Source organism: Pedobacter changchengzhani, from assembly GCF_004354365.1.
Lineage (GTDB): Bacteria > Bacteroidota > Bacteroidia > Sphingobacteriales > Sphingobacteriaceae > Pedobacter > Pedobacter changchengzhani.
This window is the reverse complement of the sequence record NZ_SJCY01000003.1, coordinates 419680-438804: the sequence shown is the minus strand read 5'-3', so window position 1 is coordinate 438804 and position 19125 is coordinate 419680. Positions and strand designations below refer to the sequence as shown.

Below are 19125 nucleotides of genomic sequence, written 5' to 3'. Positions count from 1 at the left end.
TTTCATTTTATAAAATTCGGCTTTTATTTTATTTCCCGTTTTCCAATTTGAAAAACCACAATGGTTTCCTAATTTTACCGCTTATGGAAAACAAGGCCATCGCCCGCACATTACGTCTATTATCGCAATTGATGGAATTACATGAAGAGAATCCCTTCAAAATAAAATCGATTGCCAATGCATATTTTAAAATTGATAAGTTGCCTTTTGCCATAAAAGATAAACCCATTGATGAGATTGACAAAATTGATGGAATTGGCAAGAGCCTTGCATCTAAAATTGTTGAGCTTTTACAAACTGGCGAACTTGAAGAGCTCAAAACCATTATTGCTAAAACTCCTGAAGGTGTAGTTGAGATGCTAGATATTAAAGGTATCGGGCCAAAAAAAATAGCCATTATTTGGCGCGTGCTTGGTATAGAAAGTATTGGCGAACTTTATTATGCCTGTAATGAAAATAGATTAATTGAAGCGAAAGGCTTTGGCTTAAAAACACAAGAGGAAATTAAAAATGCCATTGAGTTTAAGTTGGCGGCCAACGGTAGGTTTTTATATGCAAAGGTAGAAGCTTATGCAAGTACGCTTTTTACTCAAATTTCTGAGTGGTTGGTAAAAGTAGATCATAATTCATCATTAGGTTTTGCTGGTCAATATCGTCGTTATTGCGAAATAATTGATGAATTAGACTTTGTTATTGGTGCTGAAAACCCTGAAACAGTTGAGCAGGAATTATTAAATTTTACACATATATCCATTATCGCAGGCGAAAATGCTTTCTTAGCAACCAACGCATCAGGATTGAAAATTAGAATTTCAGTTATACCCAAAGAGAACTTTTACCTAGAATGGTTTAAGCAAACTGGAAATGCAGAACATGTAGAAAAGGTTTTGAAATTGGCAGGCAATGGGTCTTTCTCAACCGAAAAAGATATTTACAGCAGAGCTGGATTGGCTTTTATCGAACCAGAACTTAGAGAAGATTTCGACGAAATTGAACTTGCGATAGCAAATAAACTACCTAATTTAATTACCTACGAAGATTTAAAAGGAAGTTTGCACAATCACTCTACTTATAGTGATGGAGTGCATACTTTGGAGGAAATGGCTATTTATTGCAAGGAAACATTAAATATGCAGTATTTTGGCATCTGCGACCATTCTAAAACCGCTTTTTACGCCAAAGGATTAAATGAGGAACGCGTATTTGCACAGCACAAAGAAATTGATGCGCTTAATGAAAAATTGGCTCCTTTTAAAATATTTAAAGGCATAGAAAGTGATATTTTAAACGACGGGTCGTTAGATTATTCGGACGAAGTTTTAAAAAGCTTCGATTTTGTTGTGGCATCTGTTCACAGCAATTTACGAATGGATGAAGAAAAGGCAACTACGCGACTACTAAAAGCCATAGAAAACCCGTACACAACCATTCTCGGTCATCCAACGGGAAGATTATTGCTAACTCGTGCAGGCTACCCGATTGATTATAAAAAAATTATTGATGCCTGTGCGGCTAATAAAGTTGTGATCGAAATTAATGCAAATCCGTTACGTTTAGATTTAGATTGGCGTTGGCATCGTTATGCGTTAGAAAAAGGTGTGCTACTTTCTATAAATTCCGATGCACATAGAACAGAAGGTTTTCATGATATGCGTTATGGCATTATGGTTGGTCGCAAGGGCGGATTAAGTGCCGAAAAATGTTTAAATGCATTTTCGTTGGTGGAAATTACGGCGTATTTTGAAGGGAAAAGGGTTTAGGGTTTAGGGTTTAGGGTTTAGGGTTTAGGGTTTAGGGTTTAGGGTTTAGGGTTTAGGGTTTAGGGTTTAGGGGAAATTCGTTCTCCAACTGATTGTTTTAATTATTATAAAATTTAATTTCTTAAATTGGAAAACCAAAAATTATATCAAAGGCATCCCATCGGGCGAAATCTAAGGTTCCAAACTCGCAACCAGTAACTTATAACTAGTAACTCAAAACTGATAACTACAAACTGATAACAATCTTTTAATATCTTTGCTACATGATAAGTGAAATTGCCAACCGCGTATTTAATCAAGTAATAACCGACTATCACAAGTTTGATAACATCGATCAAGCCATACAAAATCCTTATAATCAGGATAGTTTGGAGCATCTTTTTTATGTTAAAAATTGGATAGACACTGCACAATGGCACATGGAAGATGTTGTTCGCAACCCAAATATTGATCCTGTTGAAGGTTTGAGCTGGAAGAGACGCATTGATGCACAAAATCAAATTCGTACGGATATGGTTGAGTTTATTGATGGCTATTTTTTAAATTTATACAACAAAGTATCTGCTTTGCAAGATGCAAAAATTAATAGCGAAAGTCCGGCGTGGGCGTTAGATAGATTATCTATTTTAGCATTAAAAATCTACCACATGCGTGAGGAAGCGGAGCGTTCTACAGCTTCTACGGCACACCGTGAGCAATGCCAAATAAAATTAAATGTATTATTATCGCAACGCGATGATTTATCTACAAGCATTGATGAATTACTGGCCGATATAGAAGCTGGAAAAAAATACATGAAAGTGTATAAGCAAATGAAAATGTACAACGATCCTAGTTTGAATCCAGTTTTGTACAGAAAAAGCTAAAAGACTAAAGCTACTTGCGTAATAAAAGCCCCTTTGGGGTTTGGGGATAAAAGATTAAATAACAAAAGTTTAAAAAATCGTCATTGCGAGGTACGAAGCAATCTTACAACAATCGCTATTTTAACTCATAGAATTAGGATTGCTTCGTGCCTAGCAATGACGACACGTCAACACCTATGCACTTAAAAGAAAAAATCATCGTTTTACGTTTCTCGGCTATGGGCGATGTTGCGATGGTGGCTTCAGTTTTAAAAGAGTTTTCTAGTCAAAATCCCTCAGTAGAACTCATAATGGTTAGTAGAAATACGTTTAAACCATTTTTTATTGATATTCCGAATTTAACATTCCACGCCATCCAGCCTAACAACTTGCATAAAGGTGTTTTAGGGCTATATAAACTATTTCAAGCCCTTCGCAAATACAAACCTACTGCCGTTGCAGATTTACACGATAACATTCGCAGTAGAACCATTTCGACATTTTTCCGCTTTGCGGGAACGAAAATTAGGCGAATTGACAAAGGTAGAGCAGAAAAAAAAGCTTTAACCAGACTTAACAATAAAATCTTCAAACCATTACGAAAAACTGTAGAACGCTACGCTGATGTTTTTCGGCAATTGAATTTCAAAATTGAGCTCAGTCATAAATTGATTAAAAATCAAAAACCACTTCCTGCTGAAGCAAAAGGATTATTTAAAGATCATTCAATTAAAAAAATCGGAATAGCACCTTTCGCACAACACATTTATAAAGTTTATCCGCTAAATAAAATGGAGGAAGTGCTTGCCGACTTAACAAAATTAGGTTATGAAGTTTTTATTTTTGGCGGTGGAAAGTCGGAGCAAGAGGTCGCAGAAAAATGGTGCACAAAATTCCAAAATACCCATAATTTAATCGGGAATTTCACACTTACCGAAGAGTTAAACATTATATCTAATTTAGATTTAATGCTAAGTATGGATTCTTCGGGCATGCACATGGCATCATTAATGGCAATTCCTGTTGTTTCAGTTTGGGGACCAACACACCCTTATGCTGGCTTTTTGGGCTACGGACAGTTAGAGAATGATTGCATTCAAATCGATCATCCCTCAAGACCTAACTCTATTTACGGAAACAAACCCTGTATTTGTGGTGTTGAAAGTTGCATGGATTTGATCAATCCACAAACAATTGTAAATAAAATTAAAGAAAAACTAAATGGCTAAGCAATTATTATTAGTCCGTCACTCTAAATCGGATTGGGGAAATGCAGGATTAGCAGATTTCGATAGACCTTTAAATAATCGTGGTAAAGAAAATGCCCCAGAAATGGCCGAACGCTTGATAAACAAAGGCTTTAAGTTTAATTTAATGGTAAGCAGTCCGGCAAATAGAGCTTTACAAAGCGCAAAATATTTTGCCGAAATATATGGGGTAACGCAAATTACAACCATTAAAGGTATTTACGAAGCCAACACTTCTACCCTATTGCAAATTGTAAATGAGTTTAATAGTGAAGCGGATACAGTAGTTTTGTTCGGGCACAATCCTGGCTTAACTGATTTTGCAAACGAACTTTGCAATGCAAACATCTACAATATACCAACTTCGGGCATGGTTTTAATTTCGTTCGCGTTTGATAGTTGGGAAATGGTAAGCCGAGGTATTGGAGAGTTAGTTTTCTTCGATTACCCGAAAAATAGTGATGAGATGTAAGGATTAATTTAAATAAACCTTTGAAATTACGTCATCACATACTGAACATAAAAAAGATATCAACTCCCGAAATAAACAACTCGAAATATGGGTAATAGCATTTCACCTTTAATTCAAGCAGACGAATTATTAGCATTATACAAAAGTAAAAATGTAATTATTGTAGATGTAAGTAACGGTATATCTTCAAAAGCCAACTATCAACGAAAACATTTGGATACCGCAATATTTGTGGATTTAAATTCACAATTGGCAGATGTAAAGGATGACTTATCAAATGGTGGAAGACATCCGCTACCAAAAATTGAAGACTTTGCCGAAACTTTGAAAAATATTGGCATAACGGCACAAGGGCACGTTGTTATTTACGATGATAAAGATGGAGCAAATGCCGCAGCAAGATTTTGGTGGATGTTAAAATCGATTGGGCACGAAGATGTACAAGTTTTAAATGGTGGATTTCAACAAGCAGAAAAGATAGGTTTTCCTGTAAACGATAAAGTGGAAATACCGAAGATTAGTGGGACCTATAAACATCGCGGTTGGATTTTACCAATTGTTGAGATGAAAGAAGTTGAACAAAATGCCCTGAAAGAAAATTATACTGTAATTGATGTGAGGGAAAATAACCGCTATTGTGGACGCAACGAACCTTTAGATTTAATAGCTGGACATATTCCTGGATCTATAAATATTCCTTTTTCGACCAACTTAGATGAAGATGGATTATTTCTAACGCCAGAAAAATTGCACATGAAATACGAAGCGATAATTAATAAAAATAGCTTCGAAAACGTAATTATACATTGTGGATCGGGTGTAACAGCTTGTCATACACTTTTAGCAATTGATTATGCAGGCTTAGAAATTCCAAAACTATATGTTGGCTCTTGGAGCGAATGGTCTAGAAATAACAAAAATTTTGCAACTGAAATATAGAAATATCCGTAATCAGACTTGCCATTTTAACCAAAAAAAGCACTGATCTTACAACCAGTGCTTAAAACATTATATACTTTTTATTTCCTAAAGAAGCCCTCTTTTCTTTAACATTGGATTAATATCAGGATTATGACCGCGGAAATTGTAAAACATCTTCCCTAAATCTTCGGTATTTCCTTTTGATAATATCATATCACGGAAACGTTGGCCGTTGGCTCGTGATAAACCTCCATGCTCTTGAAACCAAGAAAAAGCATCGTTCTCTAACATCGATGTCCAGGTATAGGCATAATAACCTGCAGCATAGCCGTTGGCCCAAATGTGTAAAAAATAGCTCGATCTATAGCGAGGAGGTACTTCAGACAAATTTAAATTTGTTCTTTTCAAAGCGTCGGCTTCAAATTTATCAACATCTTGTAGCGGCGCACTTGCACCTAAAGTATGCCATTGCAAATCCAATTCTGATGCAGCTAAAGCTTCGGTAAATGCATAACCCTCGTTAAATGTACTTGCTTTTTTAATTTTATCTACCAAAGCTTGCGGCATTGGCGCACCAGTTTGATAGTGAACAGCATAATTTTTAAACACTAATGGATCAGAAGCCCAATGCTCATTAAACTGCGAAGGAAATTCAACATAATCTCTCGCTACATTTGTACCTGATAGGCTCTCATATTTCTGATTGGCAAAAAAGCCGTGCAAAGCATGCCCAAATTCATGAAACATCGTTGTCACATCGTCAAAACTAATTAAAGCTGGTTTGCCCTTTTCTGGCCTAGCAAAATTGCATACATTATAAATTACTGGCTTGGTACCAAAAAGCGTAGATTGATCTACCATATTACTCATCCAAGCGCCACCATCTTTATTATCGCGTTTAAAATAATCACAATAAAAAAGACCAATTTGACTTCCGTCTTTATCCATCACATCAAAAACACGCACATCTTCTTGGTAAACTGGTAAATCTTTACGCTCCTTAAAAGTAATCCCATAAAGTTGTGTAGCAGCATAAAATACGCCGTTTGTAAGCACTTTATTTAACTCAAAATAAGGCTTAATTTCATTTTCATCTAAGTCAAATTTTGCTTTTCTAACTTTCTCCGCATAAAAATCCCAATCCCACGGTTGTAATTTAAAACCACCTTTTTCTGCATCGATTACTTTTTGAATATCAGCAGCTTCGCCCTTTGCTTTAGCGGTTGCCGCCGGTACTAATTTGCTAAAGAAAGATGCTACAGCTTCGGGTGTTTTAGCCATTTGATCTTGAAGTTTCCATGCAGCATAATTTTTATAACCTAAAAGTTGCGCCTGCAAAGCGCGAATTTGCGCGATGCGAGAAATACCTTTTCTTGTATCATTGGCATCATTCATCTCTGCACGATTCCACGATTTGTTGAATAACTTTTCTCGGTCTGCACGATTTGCCATAGAAGCAAGCTCAGGTTGCTGGGTAGTATTTTTTAGTCCTTTGCCCGCAGCTTGAAGTTGCTCGGTAAACTTTGCGCTCAAACTCGCTTCCTCTTTATTAAGTTTTTTCAATTTTTCTTTATCGGCATCAGAAAGTTTTGCACCCGCTAACTCAAATCGCTGGTAATAAATTTCGACAAGTGTTTTTGATTCTGCATCCAACTTTAATTGATCGCGTTGATTATAAACAGCTTCCACTCGTTTAAACAACTTACTATTTAGAAGAACTGCATCATTATTTGCTGTTAATTTGGGTGCTTCTTCTGCTTTAACCTTTTGTAAATCCGGATTGTTGTTGGCGCCAGTTAGCAAGTAAAACACTCTACTTACACGGCCAAGTAACTGACCACTTTTTTCGAGTGCTAAAATGGTATTATCAAACGTTGGGGCATCGGTAGCATTGGCAATTTTTTCTACTTCTTCCAACTTTTGCTTCATACCTTCTTCAAGTGCGGGCTTAAAATCTCCGTTTTTTATTTTATCAAAAGCTGGCGCCTGAAAAGGCAACGTACTTTCTTTTAAAAACGGATTTGATGACGATAAAGCCTGCTGTTCTTCTTTCGGTTTTTTATTATTACAAGCAACTGCAAATAATGCTACCAAAGGCAAATAAGTTAGTTTATTCATTTTTTAGAAAATTTTTTATGATAATGATAAATGTATAAAATATTATTCGTCAACTAAGAAAATTCTGAAATTATAATGTAGATTTTAAACAAAACAAAAACATGTCAAAAAACAGCATTTACTTAACAATCAATAATATACATCAATTTTTTTATCCTTCCTTTTGCTTTTGATCGTTAATACTTTTAATCAGTTTTTCATACGCAATATCAAATTTCTCTATCCCTTCATCTTCCAAAGTCTGCGTAATTTTGTCTATGTCGATAGCTGCATTTTTCAACTCATTCATTACGTTTTCCGCATGCTCAATATTTTTAATTAACGTTTCAGAGGCGTTCCCATGATCTCGAAAGGCATCAATCGTTTCCATCGGTAGTGTATTTATGGTGTCTTTTCCAATTAAATTTTCTACATATTTTACGTCACTAAACGATGGATCTTTTGAACTTGTACTCGCCCAAAGTACACGTTGTTTCTGGGCGCCGTTTGCTTCAAGTTTTTTAAACCTTTCGCTGTTGATCATTTCCAAATACATTTGATAGGCCTTTTTTGCAGATGCAATTGCAACTTCGCCAACTAGCTTATCCTTACCTTTTTCTTTCAGCATAGGATCAACCAACACATCAATTCGGCTTAAAAAAAAGCTCGCAACCGAGGCGACTCCTTTTATAGAATTACCTTCATTCAAGCGATCTTCCAATCCGCCCAAAAATGCTTCTGTTATTTCATGGTAGCGGGGCAAACCAAAAAGTAACGTTACATTAATGTTTATTCCTTCCCTTAAACACTCCCTTATGGCAATTAATCCTTGTTTCGTACCCGGAATTTTAATCATTACATTTTTTCGGTCAACTCGCTCCCAAAGGTCGCGTGCCTGCTGTATCGTACCATCGGTATCGCGTGCCAAATACGGCGAAACTTCTAAACTTACAAACCCGTCCAAGCCATTAGTTTTATCAAATACAGGTTTAAAAATATCGGCTGCTCGCTGAATATCGGCAATGGCTAAATCGAAAAAAATATTAGCATTATCGGTTTCAGTTTCCGATAGCTTTTTTATATCTTCATCATAATCAGCACTTCCGCTAATTGCTTTTTCAAAAATTGAAGGATTTGAAGTAAGTCCTCGCAAATCATCGTTATCAATTAATTGTTGCAGTTTGCCCGAGTTCATAATTTCACGATCAAGCAAATCGAGCCAGATACTTTGATCTAATGCTCTTACATTATTTAGTGGATTCATTTTATTTATTCTTTAATTTATATCGTTTAAAAAGACAGCAATTTTAGTGGCCTAGTTATTATTATTTTCCAATTGCTGAATTTTTTTCAATCTTCTAACATGACGTTCGGCGCCAATAAAATTCGCTTTTAGAAAAGCTAAAACCAATTCTTCTGCACTTGCAAATCCCGTAACACGGCCACCAAGGCAAATTAAGTTCATATCATCATCTTCAACACCTTGGTGGGCAGAAAAATAATCTACAATTAGTGCTGCTCTTACGCCAGAAACTTTGTTGGCTGCAATACATGCGCCTACGCCGCTTCCGCAAATGGCAATACCTCGAAAAACTTCGCCATTGGCTACAGCTTTAGCTAAGGGAATTACATAATCTGGAAAGTCATCAGCACTATCCAACTGTTTTGCGCCGAAATCTATCACTTCGTAATTGTTTTTAATTAAATAGGGAATTATGGTTTCTTTGAGCTCAAAACCACCATGATCTGCGCAAATTCCAATTTTTATAGCCGATGCTGTTGACATATTTTTATACTTAACAAGGTTATTTTACTAATTCTGTTCTTTATCCGAAAGCAATTTTTTCGCCCTTTTCACAACGTTTTCAACGGTAAAACCGTATTCTTTCATTACCTCTTCTCCAGGTGCCGATTCTCCAAACTTATCGATACTAATTACATCGCCATCATCTGTTACGTATTTTAGCCAACCAATTGACGAGCCTGCTTCAACAGCTAAACGCTTGCGGATTTTCTTCGGAAAAACTTTTTCTTTATACGCAGCACTTTGATTATCGAAAAGATTCCAACTCGGCATACTTACTACTCGAGCGCTGATATTATTTTTCTTCAATATGGCTTGCGCCTCCAAAATGAGGTGAACTTCTGAACCTGTGGCAATTAAAATAATAGCTGGCTCTCCATCCGCATCAGAGAGAATGTACGCGCCATGCTCAAGATTTTTTGCTTCGGCATATTTCTTTTGATCGATAATTGGTACGCCTTGACGGGTTAGTACGATTGCTACCGGTCCCGTTGTATGTTGTATGGCCACACGCCAAGCTTGTGCCGTTTCGTTTGCATCCGCAGGGCGGATAACCGTCATGTTAGGCACCGTCCGCAAACCAATTAATTGCTCTACAGGTTGGTGAGTTGTACCGTCTTCGCCCAAAGCAATGCTATCGTGTGTAAAAACCATAATTGGTCGAATTTTCATAATCGATGCCAAACGAAGTGGCGGGCGCATATAATCTGAAAAAATTAGAAACGTTGCACCATAAGGAATTAAATATTTACTCAAAACCATTCCATTTAAAATTGCGCCCATAGCATGCTCGCGAATACCAAAATGGAAATTCCTACCATCTCTATGCTTTGCAGAAAATGAGGAATAAGCGTCAAGATTAGTATCTGTAGATGGCGCTAAATCTGCTGATCCTCCAATTAACTGAGGCAAAAACTCGGCAATTGCATTTAGTGTTTTCCCAGAAGCTTTTCTAGTTGCTAACTCAGTTCCTGCTTCGAAAACAGGCAACTTTTTCTCCCAACCTTCGGGAAGTTTGCCTGCAGTAATATCTTCATATTCTTTTGCCAAATCGGGATGACGTACTTTGTAATTCTGATATAATTCATTCCAATCGCTTTCATTTTTAGCCGATTTTTCTCCTGCTATTTTGTAAAAATCTAGCACTTCTGGTGCAACATCAAAACTTTTATCGGGATCGAATCCAAAATTTTCTTTAACTAATTTAACTTCTTCTACACCTAAAGCAGAGCCGTGTGCGGCTGAAGTATCGTGTTTATTCGGGCTACCATACCCAATATGGCTACGTACTTTAATTAAAGATGGGCGGTCGGTTTCGTTCTGCGCATTTTTTATCGCCTCAGCAAGTGCTTCCAAATCATTAATATCTGGCAGGTTTTGCACATGCCATCCGTAAGCTTCAAATCGTTTAGATACATCTTCCTCAAAAGTAATATCGGTATCGCCCTCAATCGTAATGTGGTTGTTATCGTAGAAATAAATCATATTCCCCAAACCAAGGTGACCTGCAATAGAAGCTGCTTCGGCCGAAATTCCTTCCATTAAATCGCCATCGCTACAAATTGCATATATTCTATAATCGAAAATATTAAAATCGGGCTTGTTATAACGTGCAGCCATGTACTGTTGCGTAATCGCCATACCCACGCCATTGGCAAATCCTTGTCCGAGTGGCCCAGTAGTTACCTCAATGCCAGGCGTAAGCCCATATTCTGGGTGACCAGCAGTTATGCTGTGAAGTTGGCGGAAATTTTCAATGTCTTTAAGTGTAATTTTATAGCCCGTTAAATGCAGATAACTGTACTGCAACATACATGCATGCCCGCAGGAAAGTACAAACCGATCGCGATTTGCCCATTCGGGATTATTTGGGTTGTAATGCATAACCTGCGACCATAATATATGACCTAATGGCGCGAGCGCCATGGGCGTTCCAGGATGGCCGGAGTTTGCTTTTTGTACCGCATCGGCAGATAAAACCCGAACGGTGTCAATACATTTCTGAATTAAATTTTCTGTCTTCATTTTTTCATCTTCTTAATACTTCGACGCTGTTTGTTCATACTGGCGAGGGTTGAAAACTTTGGAAGTTGTTCCAATCAAAACAAGAGCAATAAACAGTTTTTAAATAAAAATTTTGCGAATTCTAAACCACCCAACAACATAACTATAAATGATACCTAGTTTATATCTTTTTGATTTTCGAATTCTAAAAACTGTTTTGTGGCAGGTGGCTTTTTGATATCCAATTGATTAGGATAAGATCGGGTCTTTCATGTCATCCAACATTTTATCAACATACGAGATGGGATGATTGTTTAATAAATTGAACTTTATTTTTAGAGAATTAAATCTGTCAATAGCATATTTTATACGATTCTAATTTTAATGCATGGCCTCATTACCAATGTTTCCTCCATCTATTAGTGCACCAGTATTTATATTGATTGAAAAGTCAAGCCAATTTGGAATTTCAGGATCGAAACAACCACGACCAATTAAACTTTCGCCGATGATTTCGGTAAATAAAATCATATCGTCAGCAATTGAGGCAGTGCTTTCCCAAAGTATATTTCCATTCCCATCAATTTTGATCACACTGTCTATCCCAGCCACATAAAAGTAGTTATCATGGTAAAGAATATCTGAAAAGAAACCTGGCACTTCGATTATAGCTACTATCCTAAAATTAATGTAGTCATACAGGTATAGATGAAAGAAGTGGCCAATTGCAATTAAGCTATCTGTAACCTCAATTTTCTTAAATGGACAGCCACTGTAAGGATATTTTATTGCAAACAGCAAATCTCTACTTCTATCACCAAAATGAACCCATAAATATTAAAAACTAAGTGGTGCTGTTGCTAGTAAAAATGCCCGAGATTTGAATTTTTAAATTTTTAACCATCCGGTAATACTCATCCGCGGTTTTAGGGTAATTAAAACTTCGTGAGCAAGTTCTGTACTTTTAAAAAAAACAGATCTGCCGTTAATCGGTGGAATATTTTGGATTCCCTTTCGGTGATAAATACACAATTCACCACCATCCGAAATTTGCCAATCAGTATTCAAATACATAATCATTGAATAGGCTCTACTCCCATTTTCTTGAAACTGATCGATATGTTTTTTATAAAAACTACCTTCCTCATACAGCGTGTAATGAAATTCATAGCCTTTAATACCTGCAAAACACGTACGATTTAGATAAATGACAAACTCATCCATCAAATCAAAGAATTCATTTTCGTACGCATTATTATGGCTTCGATCTAACCAATAAATTACATCGCCCCGCACCAACTTGTTGTGTACAATTTCAGTTTTATTGCCCGTACCGGCATTTTGCATTAACTTACTTGAATATAAGGCGATTAGATTTTCCTTTAAATGCTTCGCCAGCGATGCACTTAAAAAATTGCTCGCTATGCCAACCTCGTTATCAATAAAACTATCAATTAACGTACTAAATATTTCTTCCACTTAAAGGGCGTAATTCGGCAGATCTACCGAACACGAAAGGTAGTTTATTTTGCAGAAAAACAATTTATTAAATACGATGATATTGAAAATATTTTATTGACTATTTGTAGTATGAAATAGCTCCAATATCTTAACATAAAATTTAATATTGCGCGCTACAAGTTAAACTTAAATAGATTTTAATTTAGCACCAGTTCATAAATAGCACCGCCATCTCCAGCCAATAAAATCCGCCTTGCCGATTTAGACTTTTGCACGACATTAAAACTCTTTTTGGATATGGATTTCCAATTTTTTCCTCCATCGCTAGATAAATCTGTGCCCGAAGTTCCGGTAGCAATAAGCGTGTCTTTATTAACGTAGATTACGCAAGACCGAAAACCAAGAACCGGCGAAATTGGCTGCTGCCACGATTTCCCACCATCTTTGGTTAGGAGAATATTATTGCGATTATCTTGGTCAGCTTTGTAATTCCCGCCGACAACAACCCCATTTTTTGCATCTAAAAAATCGATAGAAAAAGCACCAGTAGTTTCTTCTCCTTGCCAAATTGGGCATTTAAAAATTTTCCAGTTCAAACCAAAATCAGCCGAATAATAAATATTTGATGCTTTACCACCACTCGCAATCCACACTTTACCATCAGGAAGTGTTTTTATGCCTGTACCACTTGCAGCGAAACCCGCCTCTCCTTCTATTGTTTTTTCTTTTAAGTTTTCTGATATGTTCACCCAATGTTCACCGCCATCAACTGTTTTTAATAATTGCAGTTTATTATTAATTGGATCGCCAAAAGCAAGTCCATTTTTTTTATCCCAAAAACTTATACCATCATAAAAAATAGCAGAATCTAAATTTTTATACGTTTGTTTCCAGGTTTTTCCGCCATCAAAAGTATTTAAAACATAAGCAGGCGAGCCAGCATTAACCACAATTGCATGAATTCCGTCAAAAGCTTTTATCGATCTAAAATCGAGTTTCTCATAACCACTTGGTTTAAACCATTCCCACGATAAACCTCCATTTTCGGATTTGCCAATGGTTCCCGAATTACCACTTACCCAAATAATTTGATCATTTACAATGCTTAAACCACGAACGCTCGTTGAAGTTTTATCATGCAACATTTTAAGCTCAAAATTTTGAGCAACACAAAAAAAAGGTGCCAGAATTAGGCACCATAGTATTTTAATCATAAGAATTTACTTAACTCGTTTAAACGTCTCCGACCGGCCAAAAAGTGAAATACCAACGTAACCACGGATATTCAGAACATCATTCCCTTTCAAACTCATGTTACAACTGTAGGTCTTACCACTTTTTGGGTCGTAAATTGTTCCGTCAGTCCATTTTCCATCCTCAAAAATAAAGTTTTTCAGAATTTCTAAATTCAACAATTGTCTATTGCGTAAACTTGTTTCAGGGTTATTCGCATCCATTTTTGGTTTTCCATTCAAATTCGGCTCTTTTATCCAACAAAGCTTTCCGAAATAATGATCACCTTTTTTATAAACTTCAATCTGACCTTCGCCAGTTGGATTAAGCCATTTCCCAACAATAGCATCTTTGTTTTGCGCCATTAAAGTAAACGAGGCCGTAACAAACAGTAGGCACAATAAGGTGAACTTTCTCATATCTTTTATATTTAGTATTTTTAAATATAGCGATTGCTATCTAAAAGCAAAACTACAAAAAGTAAATATTGTTGTTAATTAACTCATAATTTACAAAATTTTACAATCAACAGCATTCAGGTTTAAAAAGAAAGTGTTGTTATACTATTTCATAATTTAATCAGGATAATCATAGTTCACCATCCAGTGGAGCCCGAATTGATCGGTAACCATACCAAAAAAAGCGCCCCAAAAAGTTTTTTCTAAAGGCATGGTAATTTTACCACCAACGGCTAAACCATCAAATATTAACTTAGCTTCTTCTTCGCTTTCTGCACCGATGGATAACGAAATGTTAGTGCCAAACAAAACCTTTGGCATACTCGCAGGCATATCCGTACCCATTAAAACGGTGTTTGCTATTGGCAATGAAACATGCATAATCTTGTTTTTTTCTTCTTCCGACATGCCTTCAGCTCCTTCCACCTCGCCATAACGTTGAAGGACTAAAAATTCTCCACCAAAAACAGCTTTGTAAAAATCGAATGCTTGTTCGGTATTTCCATTAAAATTTAGATAGGTGTTTAGTGTTGCCATTTTTCGATGTGGTTAGGTTTAATTTATTAAGCGGTCGATAAAATTAATCATTTTACCACAGATAATCCGTGGAAACATTTAAGATTTTTTAACAACCATATTGGTATATTTTTTACCGAAAATTGATAATTACAGGTTATAGATATTGATCAATAAATGCTTTTCTACTAATAATTTTAAGGTATGGATAATTACCAGAAATTTGCTTACGCTGGCGAAGCTCATACAGAAAATGGCCACCTAAATCGACAATTATGGGCGCTTTTGCTTCATACCAAACAGTGTGAGGTTGTTTCCAACAGAAAGAATAATAATAAGATGTTAATGGGATAGCCTTAATTTCAGGATGATAAAAGTTTAAAATTTTTGGTTTTAAAACTCCCTTTATTATATCGCTTTTTCGCACCATTGATAAGTGATCAGAATGGCAAAATTCGTAATCAGCCAATTTAGGGTCGTCAACATCTGGCAAGTGTTTTAATACTCGAAAGCCTTTAAACTTTTTACCATTCAGTACCCAAATGAGGTTTTTATAATACGCTTCCCTACTTTTAAGTTCTGTTAAAGTGATTGGCGAGTTTTGAAACTCAATAATAGTTTTGCACGGCGTACAAACATCAGCTCGATGAATTTCATTTAAAGTTTCATCTAAAAAACTGATTTCTCTGTAATGTTTTGGAAATGCAAGTTTCCAGTCCCTATGCCAGGGCGTTTCTCGCCGGTAGTATTCGGGCACACTAGGTAGCGACTGTGTTACTATGATTTCAGAAATTGGTTCATTATCGTTCTTCATCAATTTATTTCATTCTTCTCATTAACATTCAAATTTTTACCCTCGGAACACACGGAAAAAAACTTAACGCTATTCAAAATTCCGTGGAAATCTGTGTTTCCGTGGCAAAAAAACTATGGCACTACATCAGCCACGGAAACTCGGAACACACGGAAAAAAAAATTAACGCTATTCAAATTCCGTGAAAATCTGTGTTTCCGTGGCAAAAAAACTATCGCACTAAATTAGCCACGGAAGCTCGGAACACACGGAAAAAAAAATTAACCCAATTTAAATCCCGTGGAAATCTATGTTTCCGTGGCAAAAAACTATGGCACTAAATTAGCCACGGAAACTCGGAACACACGGAAAAAAAACTTAACGCTATTCATATTCCGTGGAAATCTGTGTTTCCGTGGCAAAAAAACCATGGCACTTAAATTAGCCACGGAAACTCGGAACACACGTAAAAAAAACTTAACGTTATTCAAAATTCCATGGAAATCTGTGTTTCCGTGGCAAAAAAAACTATGGCACTAAATTAGCCACGGAAACTCGGAACACACGGAAAAAAAACTTAACGCTATTCAAAATTCCTTGGAAATCTGTGTTTCCGTGGCAAAAAAATTGTTGCACTAAATTAGCCACGGAAACTCGGAACACACGGAAAAAAAAACTTAATCAATCATATTCCGTGGAAATCTGTGTTTCCGTGGCAAAAAAACTATAACACTAAATTAGCCACGGAAGCTCGGAACACACGGAAAAAAACTTAACGCTATTCAAATTCCGTGGAAATCTGCGTTTCCGCGGCAAAAAAACTATGGCACTAAATTAGCCACGGAAGCTCTGAACACACGGAAAAAAAAACTTAACGCTATTCAAATTCCGTAAAAATCTGTGTTTCCGTGGCAAAAAAATTGTTGCACTAAATCAGCCACGGAAACTCGGAACACATGGAAAAAAAACTTAACGCTATTCAAAATTCCTTGGAAATCTGTGTTTCCGTGGCAAAATAACTGTTGCACTACATCAGCCACGGAAACTCCGAACACACGAAAAAAAACTTAATCAATCATATTCCGTGAAAATCTGTGTTTCCGTGGCAAAAAAACTATGGTACTAAATCAGCCACGGAAGCTCGGAACACACGGAAAAAAAACTTAACCAATCATATTCCGTGGAAATCTGTGTTTCCGTGGCAAAAAAACTATGGCACTAAATTAGCCACGGAAGCTCGGAACACACGTCAAAAAAAACTTAACGCTATTCAAAATTCCGTGGAAATCTGTGTTCATCCTTTTTATCTGTGGTTATAAACATTTATAACTACTCGCAAATTTATACCAATATTTTTAGTAAAAAAATAAAAAATGGTTGTATTTTTAGCAAAATTTAAACTTTATCTAATTTGTCTACTGATAACCAGCTAATTCTCGATTTTTTATCACTTACCAATCAGCCTATATTTTTAACAGGCAAGGCAGGAACTGGTAAAACAACTTTACTTAGACAAATAAGAGATACCACAAAAAAGAATTTTGCAGTAGTAGCGCCAACGGCCGTAGCGGCAATAAATGCAGGCGGTGTAACTTTACATTCATTCTTTCAAATTCCATTCGGGCCTTTAATTCCGCCAACAACTGAGTTAGAAAGTAACGAAAAAATTATCAAATTCTCCGAGGAAAAAAGCAAATTACTGAGGTGTTTAGAATTACTCATTATTGATGAAGTGAGTATGGTGAGGGCTGATTTAATCGACTTTATCGATTTCACATTGCGAAAAGTAAGAGGCATAAAAACTGCATTTGGTGGCGTACAAGTGCTTATGATTGGCGACTTATACCAACTCTCTCCAGTAGCTAATGATGCATGGCACGTATTGAAGAAATATTATGCAAGCCCGTACTTCTTCGACAGCCAAGTATTAAAAAAAACCACTTTAACTACATTTTTATTAGAGAAAGTTTATCGCCAATCGGACCCACTTTTTCTTGAGATATTGAATGGAATTAGAGAGAACAACATCTCAACATTGCTTTTAGATAAATTAAATGAGCGACATGACGACGTTTTGGATGAAGTTTGGAAAGATGAATATATCACTTTAACCACGCACAATCAACTCGTAACTCAGATTAACAGCGATTGCTTAAATAATTTAACTGATGAAGTAAAAATTTTCCAGGCTGTTATTGTTGGCGATTTCCCTAAAGATGCGTACCCAACAGATGAGTTACTGCAAATAAAACTGGGCGCTCAAGTAATGTTCATTAAAAATGATTCATCGGGAAAGAAACAATATTATAATGGTAAAGCTGGCAAAATTACAGCCATACAGGAGGATACAATAAGTGTTTCTTTTATTGATGGTTCTGGAGAAATAGCGGTAAGTAGAGAAGAGTGGCAAAATATAAAATACAACCTAAATCAAGACGATAATAAAATCCGCGAGACAAATACAGGTTCTTTCTTTCAATTTCCTTTTAAGTTGGCTTGGGCAATTACCGTTCATAAAAGTCAAGGTTTAACTTTTGATAAGGCCATTGTTGATGTAAGCGCATCGTTTACGCATGGGCAAGCATACGTTGCTTTGAGCAGGTGCCGAAGTTTGGAAGGCTTGGTGCTTAAATCGCCAGTAAAACAAGAAAACATTATTACCGACCCAAGGATAATTCAATTCACAAACAATGCAATTGCAAATACACCCACTTTACAAAGTTTAAACACCTATAAAATAGCTTACGAATGGTCGTTAATTGAAGCGCTTTTTGATTTTACATCCATAGAAAAGCTGTTTAAATTTTTGGAGGAAAATAATTTCAATAACCAACGAGAGAATATTAGTTTTAAAGAATTAGTAGATAAAATTAACGTGCCCTTAAAGCAAGAAATTTTTAAAATCGCAATACTATTCAATACGAAAGAGTTATCCAATCAACCAAAAACCGAAAAATTTACTAACGCAAAAACATTCATTATCCGTTTAGAAAAAGCGGTTTCCTATTTTATACCGAAGGTTGATTTTGTCATCTCGGAAATGGAAAAAATGGCCGGCGTCAACATTTACATGGATGAAAAAGCAGAAAAAATGCTGACTGTGATTAATAATTTCTTGAGCGAATTAGAAATCAAAATAAACTTATTAAAGCTTAATTGGGCTCAATTTTCACCATCAAATTACGCTAATACAAACTATACTGCGAGCAACAAATTCGTGATTTTACAGAATAGAAAGGCGATTAAACCAAAAGAAGAACCTAAAGAGATAGAAAATATTCAGCTTTACAATACCCTGTTAAATTGGCGAGAAAGCTATGCCAAAGCGCAAAACGTACCTCCACACAGCATCATCTCTGAGCAAACCATTGTTCAAATTGCCAGTAAATTACCTAAAACAATAGATCAATTGGCCGCACTTAAAGGGATTGGCGTTGGCAATGCACGAGAAATTGGCGATAAATTATTACGACACGTGAACAGTTATTTGGGTACTTCGCAGTTGTTTTAAAAA

The 19125-nt window shown here is 36.2% G+C and carries 16 protein-coding genes; 6 read left to right on the top strand and 10 right to left on the bottom strand.

The genetic code is table 11. From position 1 onward, the window contains the following. The first annotated feature begins 83 nt into the window (after positions 1 to 83). The 5 genes from EZJ43_RS06950 (at position 84) to EZJ43_RS06930 (ending at position 5263) form a co-directional block, all read left to right on the top strand. A complete protein-coding gene (locus EZJ43_RS06950; protein WP_133261953.1) occupies positions 84 to 1760 on the top strand; it encodes a helix-hairpin-helix domain-containing protein in 1677 nt (558 codons plus the stop codon). 263 nt (positions 1761 to 2023) lie between these two features. Continuing rightward, entirely contained in the window at positions 2024 to 2626 is a 603-nt protein-coding gene (locus EZJ43_RS06945) for a DUF4254 domain-containing protein (protein ID WP_133261952.1), read from the top strand. A 176-nt stretch (positions 2627 to 2802) separates the two neighbouring features. Next, on the top strand, positions 2803 to 3834 hold the full coding sequence (locus tag EZJ43_RS06940) for a glycosyltransferase family 9 protein (RefSeq protein ID WP_133261951.1): 1032 nt from the start codon (positions 2803 to 2805) through the stop codon (positions 3832 to 3834). Beyond that, positions 3827 to 4324: a SixA phosphatase family protein gene (locus tag EZJ43_RS06935; RefSeq protein ID WP_133261950.1), complete on the top strand. Its 498-nt coding sequence runs from the start codon at positions 3827 to 3829 to the stop codon at positions 4322 to 4324. Before EZJ43_RS06940 ends, EZJ43_RS06935 begins: the two co-directional genes overlap by 8 nt. An 87-nt stretch (positions 4325 to 4411) precedes the next feature. After that, positions 4412 to 5263 (top strand): sulfurtransferase, encoded by an 852-nt coding sequence (locus EZJ43_RS06930; RefSeq protein ID WP_207924579.1) that lies wholly within the window; start codon positions 4412 to 4414, stop codon positions 5261 to 5263. A gap of 87 nt (positions 5264 to 5350) precedes the next feature. Here the strand turns inward: EZJ43_RS06930 and EZJ43_RS06925 are convergent, their stop codons facing one another. The 10 genes from EZJ43_RS06925 to EZJ43_RS06880 all read right to left on the bottom strand — a co-directional run bounded on the left by EZJ43_RS06925 (position 5351) and on the right by EZJ43_RS06880 (position 15632). Further along, positions 5351 to 7363 (bottom strand): M3 family metallopeptidase, encoded by a 2013-nt coding sequence (locus EZJ43_RS06925; RefSeq protein ID WP_133261949.1) that lies wholly within the window; start codon positions 7361 to 7363, stop codon positions 5351 to 5353. A gap of 151 nt (positions 7364 to 7514) precedes the next feature. After that, entirely contained in the window at positions 7515 to 8606 is a 1092-nt protein-coding gene (gene tal / locus EZJ43_RS06920) for a transaldolase (protein WP_133261948.1), read from the bottom strand. A 51-nt stretch (positions 8607 to 8657) separates the two neighbouring features. Then, complete coding sequence (locus EZJ43_RS06915) at positions 8658 to 9128, bottom strand: RpiB/LacA/LacB family sugar-phosphate isomerase (protein ID WP_243718052.1); 471 nt, start codon at positions 9126 to 9128, stop codon at positions 8658 to 8660. Positions 9129 to 9155: 27 nt separating this feature from the next. Continuing rightward, positions 9156 to 11171, bottom strand: a complete 2016-nt coding sequence (gene tkt / locus EZJ43_RS06910) for a transketolase (RefSeq protein WP_133261947.1) — start codon at positions 11169 to 11171, stop codon at positions 9156 to 9158. 360 nt (positions 11172 to 11531) lie between these two features. After that, positions 11532 to 11951, bottom strand: coding sequence for a hypothetical protein (locus EZJ43_RS06905; RefSeq protein WP_133261946.1), 420 nt, complete (start codon positions 11949 to 11951; stop codon positions 11532 to 11534). 87 nt (positions 11952 to 12038) lie between these two features. Beyond that, positions 12039 to 12629, bottom strand: coding sequence for a 2OG-Fe(II) oxygenase (locus EZJ43_RS06900; RefSeq protein WP_133261945.1), 591 nt, complete (start codon positions 12627 to 12629; stop codon positions 12039 to 12041). A gap of 179 nt (positions 12630 to 12808) precedes the next feature. Further along, a complete protein-coding gene (locus EZJ43_RS06895; protein ID WP_165953095.1) occupies positions 12809 to 13825 on the bottom strand; it encodes a WD40/YVTN/BNR-like repeat-containing protein in 1017 nt (338 codons plus the stop codon). A gap of 6 nt (positions 13826 to 13831) precedes the next feature. Then, positions 13832 to 14263, bottom strand: a complete 432-nt coding sequence (locus tag EZJ43_RS06890) for a DUF2147 domain-containing protein (RefSeq protein ID WP_133261944.1) — start codon at positions 14261 to 14263, stop codon at positions 13832 to 13834. Between the two features lie 156 nt (positions 14264 to 14419). Further along, complete coding sequence (locus EZJ43_RS06885; RefSeq protein WP_133261943.1) at positions 14420 to 14839, bottom strand: VOC family protein; 420 nt, start codon at positions 14837 to 14839, stop codon at positions 14420 to 14422. 136 nt (positions 14840 to 14975) lie between these two features. Continuing rightward, a complete protein-coding gene (locus EZJ43_RS06880) occupies positions 14976 to 15632 on the bottom strand; it encodes a competence protein CoiA family protein (RefSeq protein ID WP_243718051.1) in 657 nt (218 codons plus the stop codon). Positions 15633 to 17022: 1390 nt separating this feature from the next. Between EZJ43_RS06880 and EZJ43_RS06875 the strand changes: the two genes are divergently transcribed. After that, positions 17023 to 19122, top strand: coding sequence for an HRDC domain-containing protein (locus tag EZJ43_RS06875; protein ID WP_133261942.1), 2100 nt, complete (start codon positions 17023 to 17025; stop codon positions 19120 to 19122). Positions 19123 to 19125 lie beyond the last annotated feature (3 nt).

What these genes read in the sequence shown, in the direction of transcription:
- EZJ43_RS06950 (WP_133261953.1), top strand. Translation starts at nt 84, where the DNA reads ATGGAAAACAAGGCCATCGCCCGCACATTACGTCTATTATCGCAATTG.
- EZJ43_RS06945 (WP_133261952.1), top strand. Translation starts at nt 2,024, where the DNA reads ATGATAAGTGAAATTGCCAACCGCGTATTTAATCAAGTAATAACCGAC.
- EZJ43_RS06940 (WP_133261951.1), top strand. Translation starts at nt 2,803, where the DNA reads ATGCACTTAAAAGAAAAAATCATCGTTTTACGTTTCTCGGCTATGGGC.
- EZJ43_RS06935 (WP_133261950.1), top strand. Translation starts at nt 3,827, where the DNA reads ATGGCTAAGCAATTATTATTAGTCCGTCACTCTAAATCGGATTGGGGA.
- EZJ43_RS06930 (WP_207924579.1), top strand. Translation starts at nt 4,412, where the DNA reads ATGGGTAATAGCATTTCACCTTTAATTCAAGCAGACGAATTATTAGCA.
- EZJ43_RS06925 (WP_133261949.1), bottom strand. Translation starts at nt 7,363, where the DNA reads ATGAATAAACTAACTTATTTGCCTTTGGTAGCATTATTTGCAGTTGCT.
- tal (WP_133261948.1), bottom strand. Translation starts at nt 8,606, where the DNA reads ATGAATCCACTAAATAATGTAAGAGCATTAGATCAAAGTATCTGGCTC.
- EZJ43_RS06915 (WP_243718052.1), bottom strand. Translation starts at nt 9,128, where the DNA reads ATGTCAACAGCATCGGCTATAAAAATTGGAATTTGCGCAGATCATGGT.
- tkt (WP_133261947.1), bottom strand. Translation starts at nt 11,171, where the DNA reads ATGAAGACAGAAAATTTAATTCAGAAATGTATTGACACCGTTCGGGTT.
- EZJ43_RS06895 (WP_165953095.1), bottom strand. Translation starts at nt 13,825, where the DNA reads ATGATTAAAATACTATGGTGCCTAATTCTGGCACCTTTTTTTTGTGTT.
- EZJ43_RS06890 (WP_133261944.1), bottom strand. Translation starts at nt 14,263, where the DNA reads ATGAGAAAGTTCACCTTATTGTGCCTACTGTTTGTTACGGCCTCGTTT.
- EZJ43_RS06885 (WP_133261943.1), bottom strand. Translation starts at nt 14,839, where the DNA reads ATGGCAACACTAAACACCTATCTAAATTTTAATGGAAATACCGAACAA.
- EZJ43_RS06880 (WP_243718051.1), bottom strand. Translation starts at nt 15,632, where the DNA reads ATGAAGAACGATAATGAACCAATTTCTGAAATCATAGTAACACAGTCG.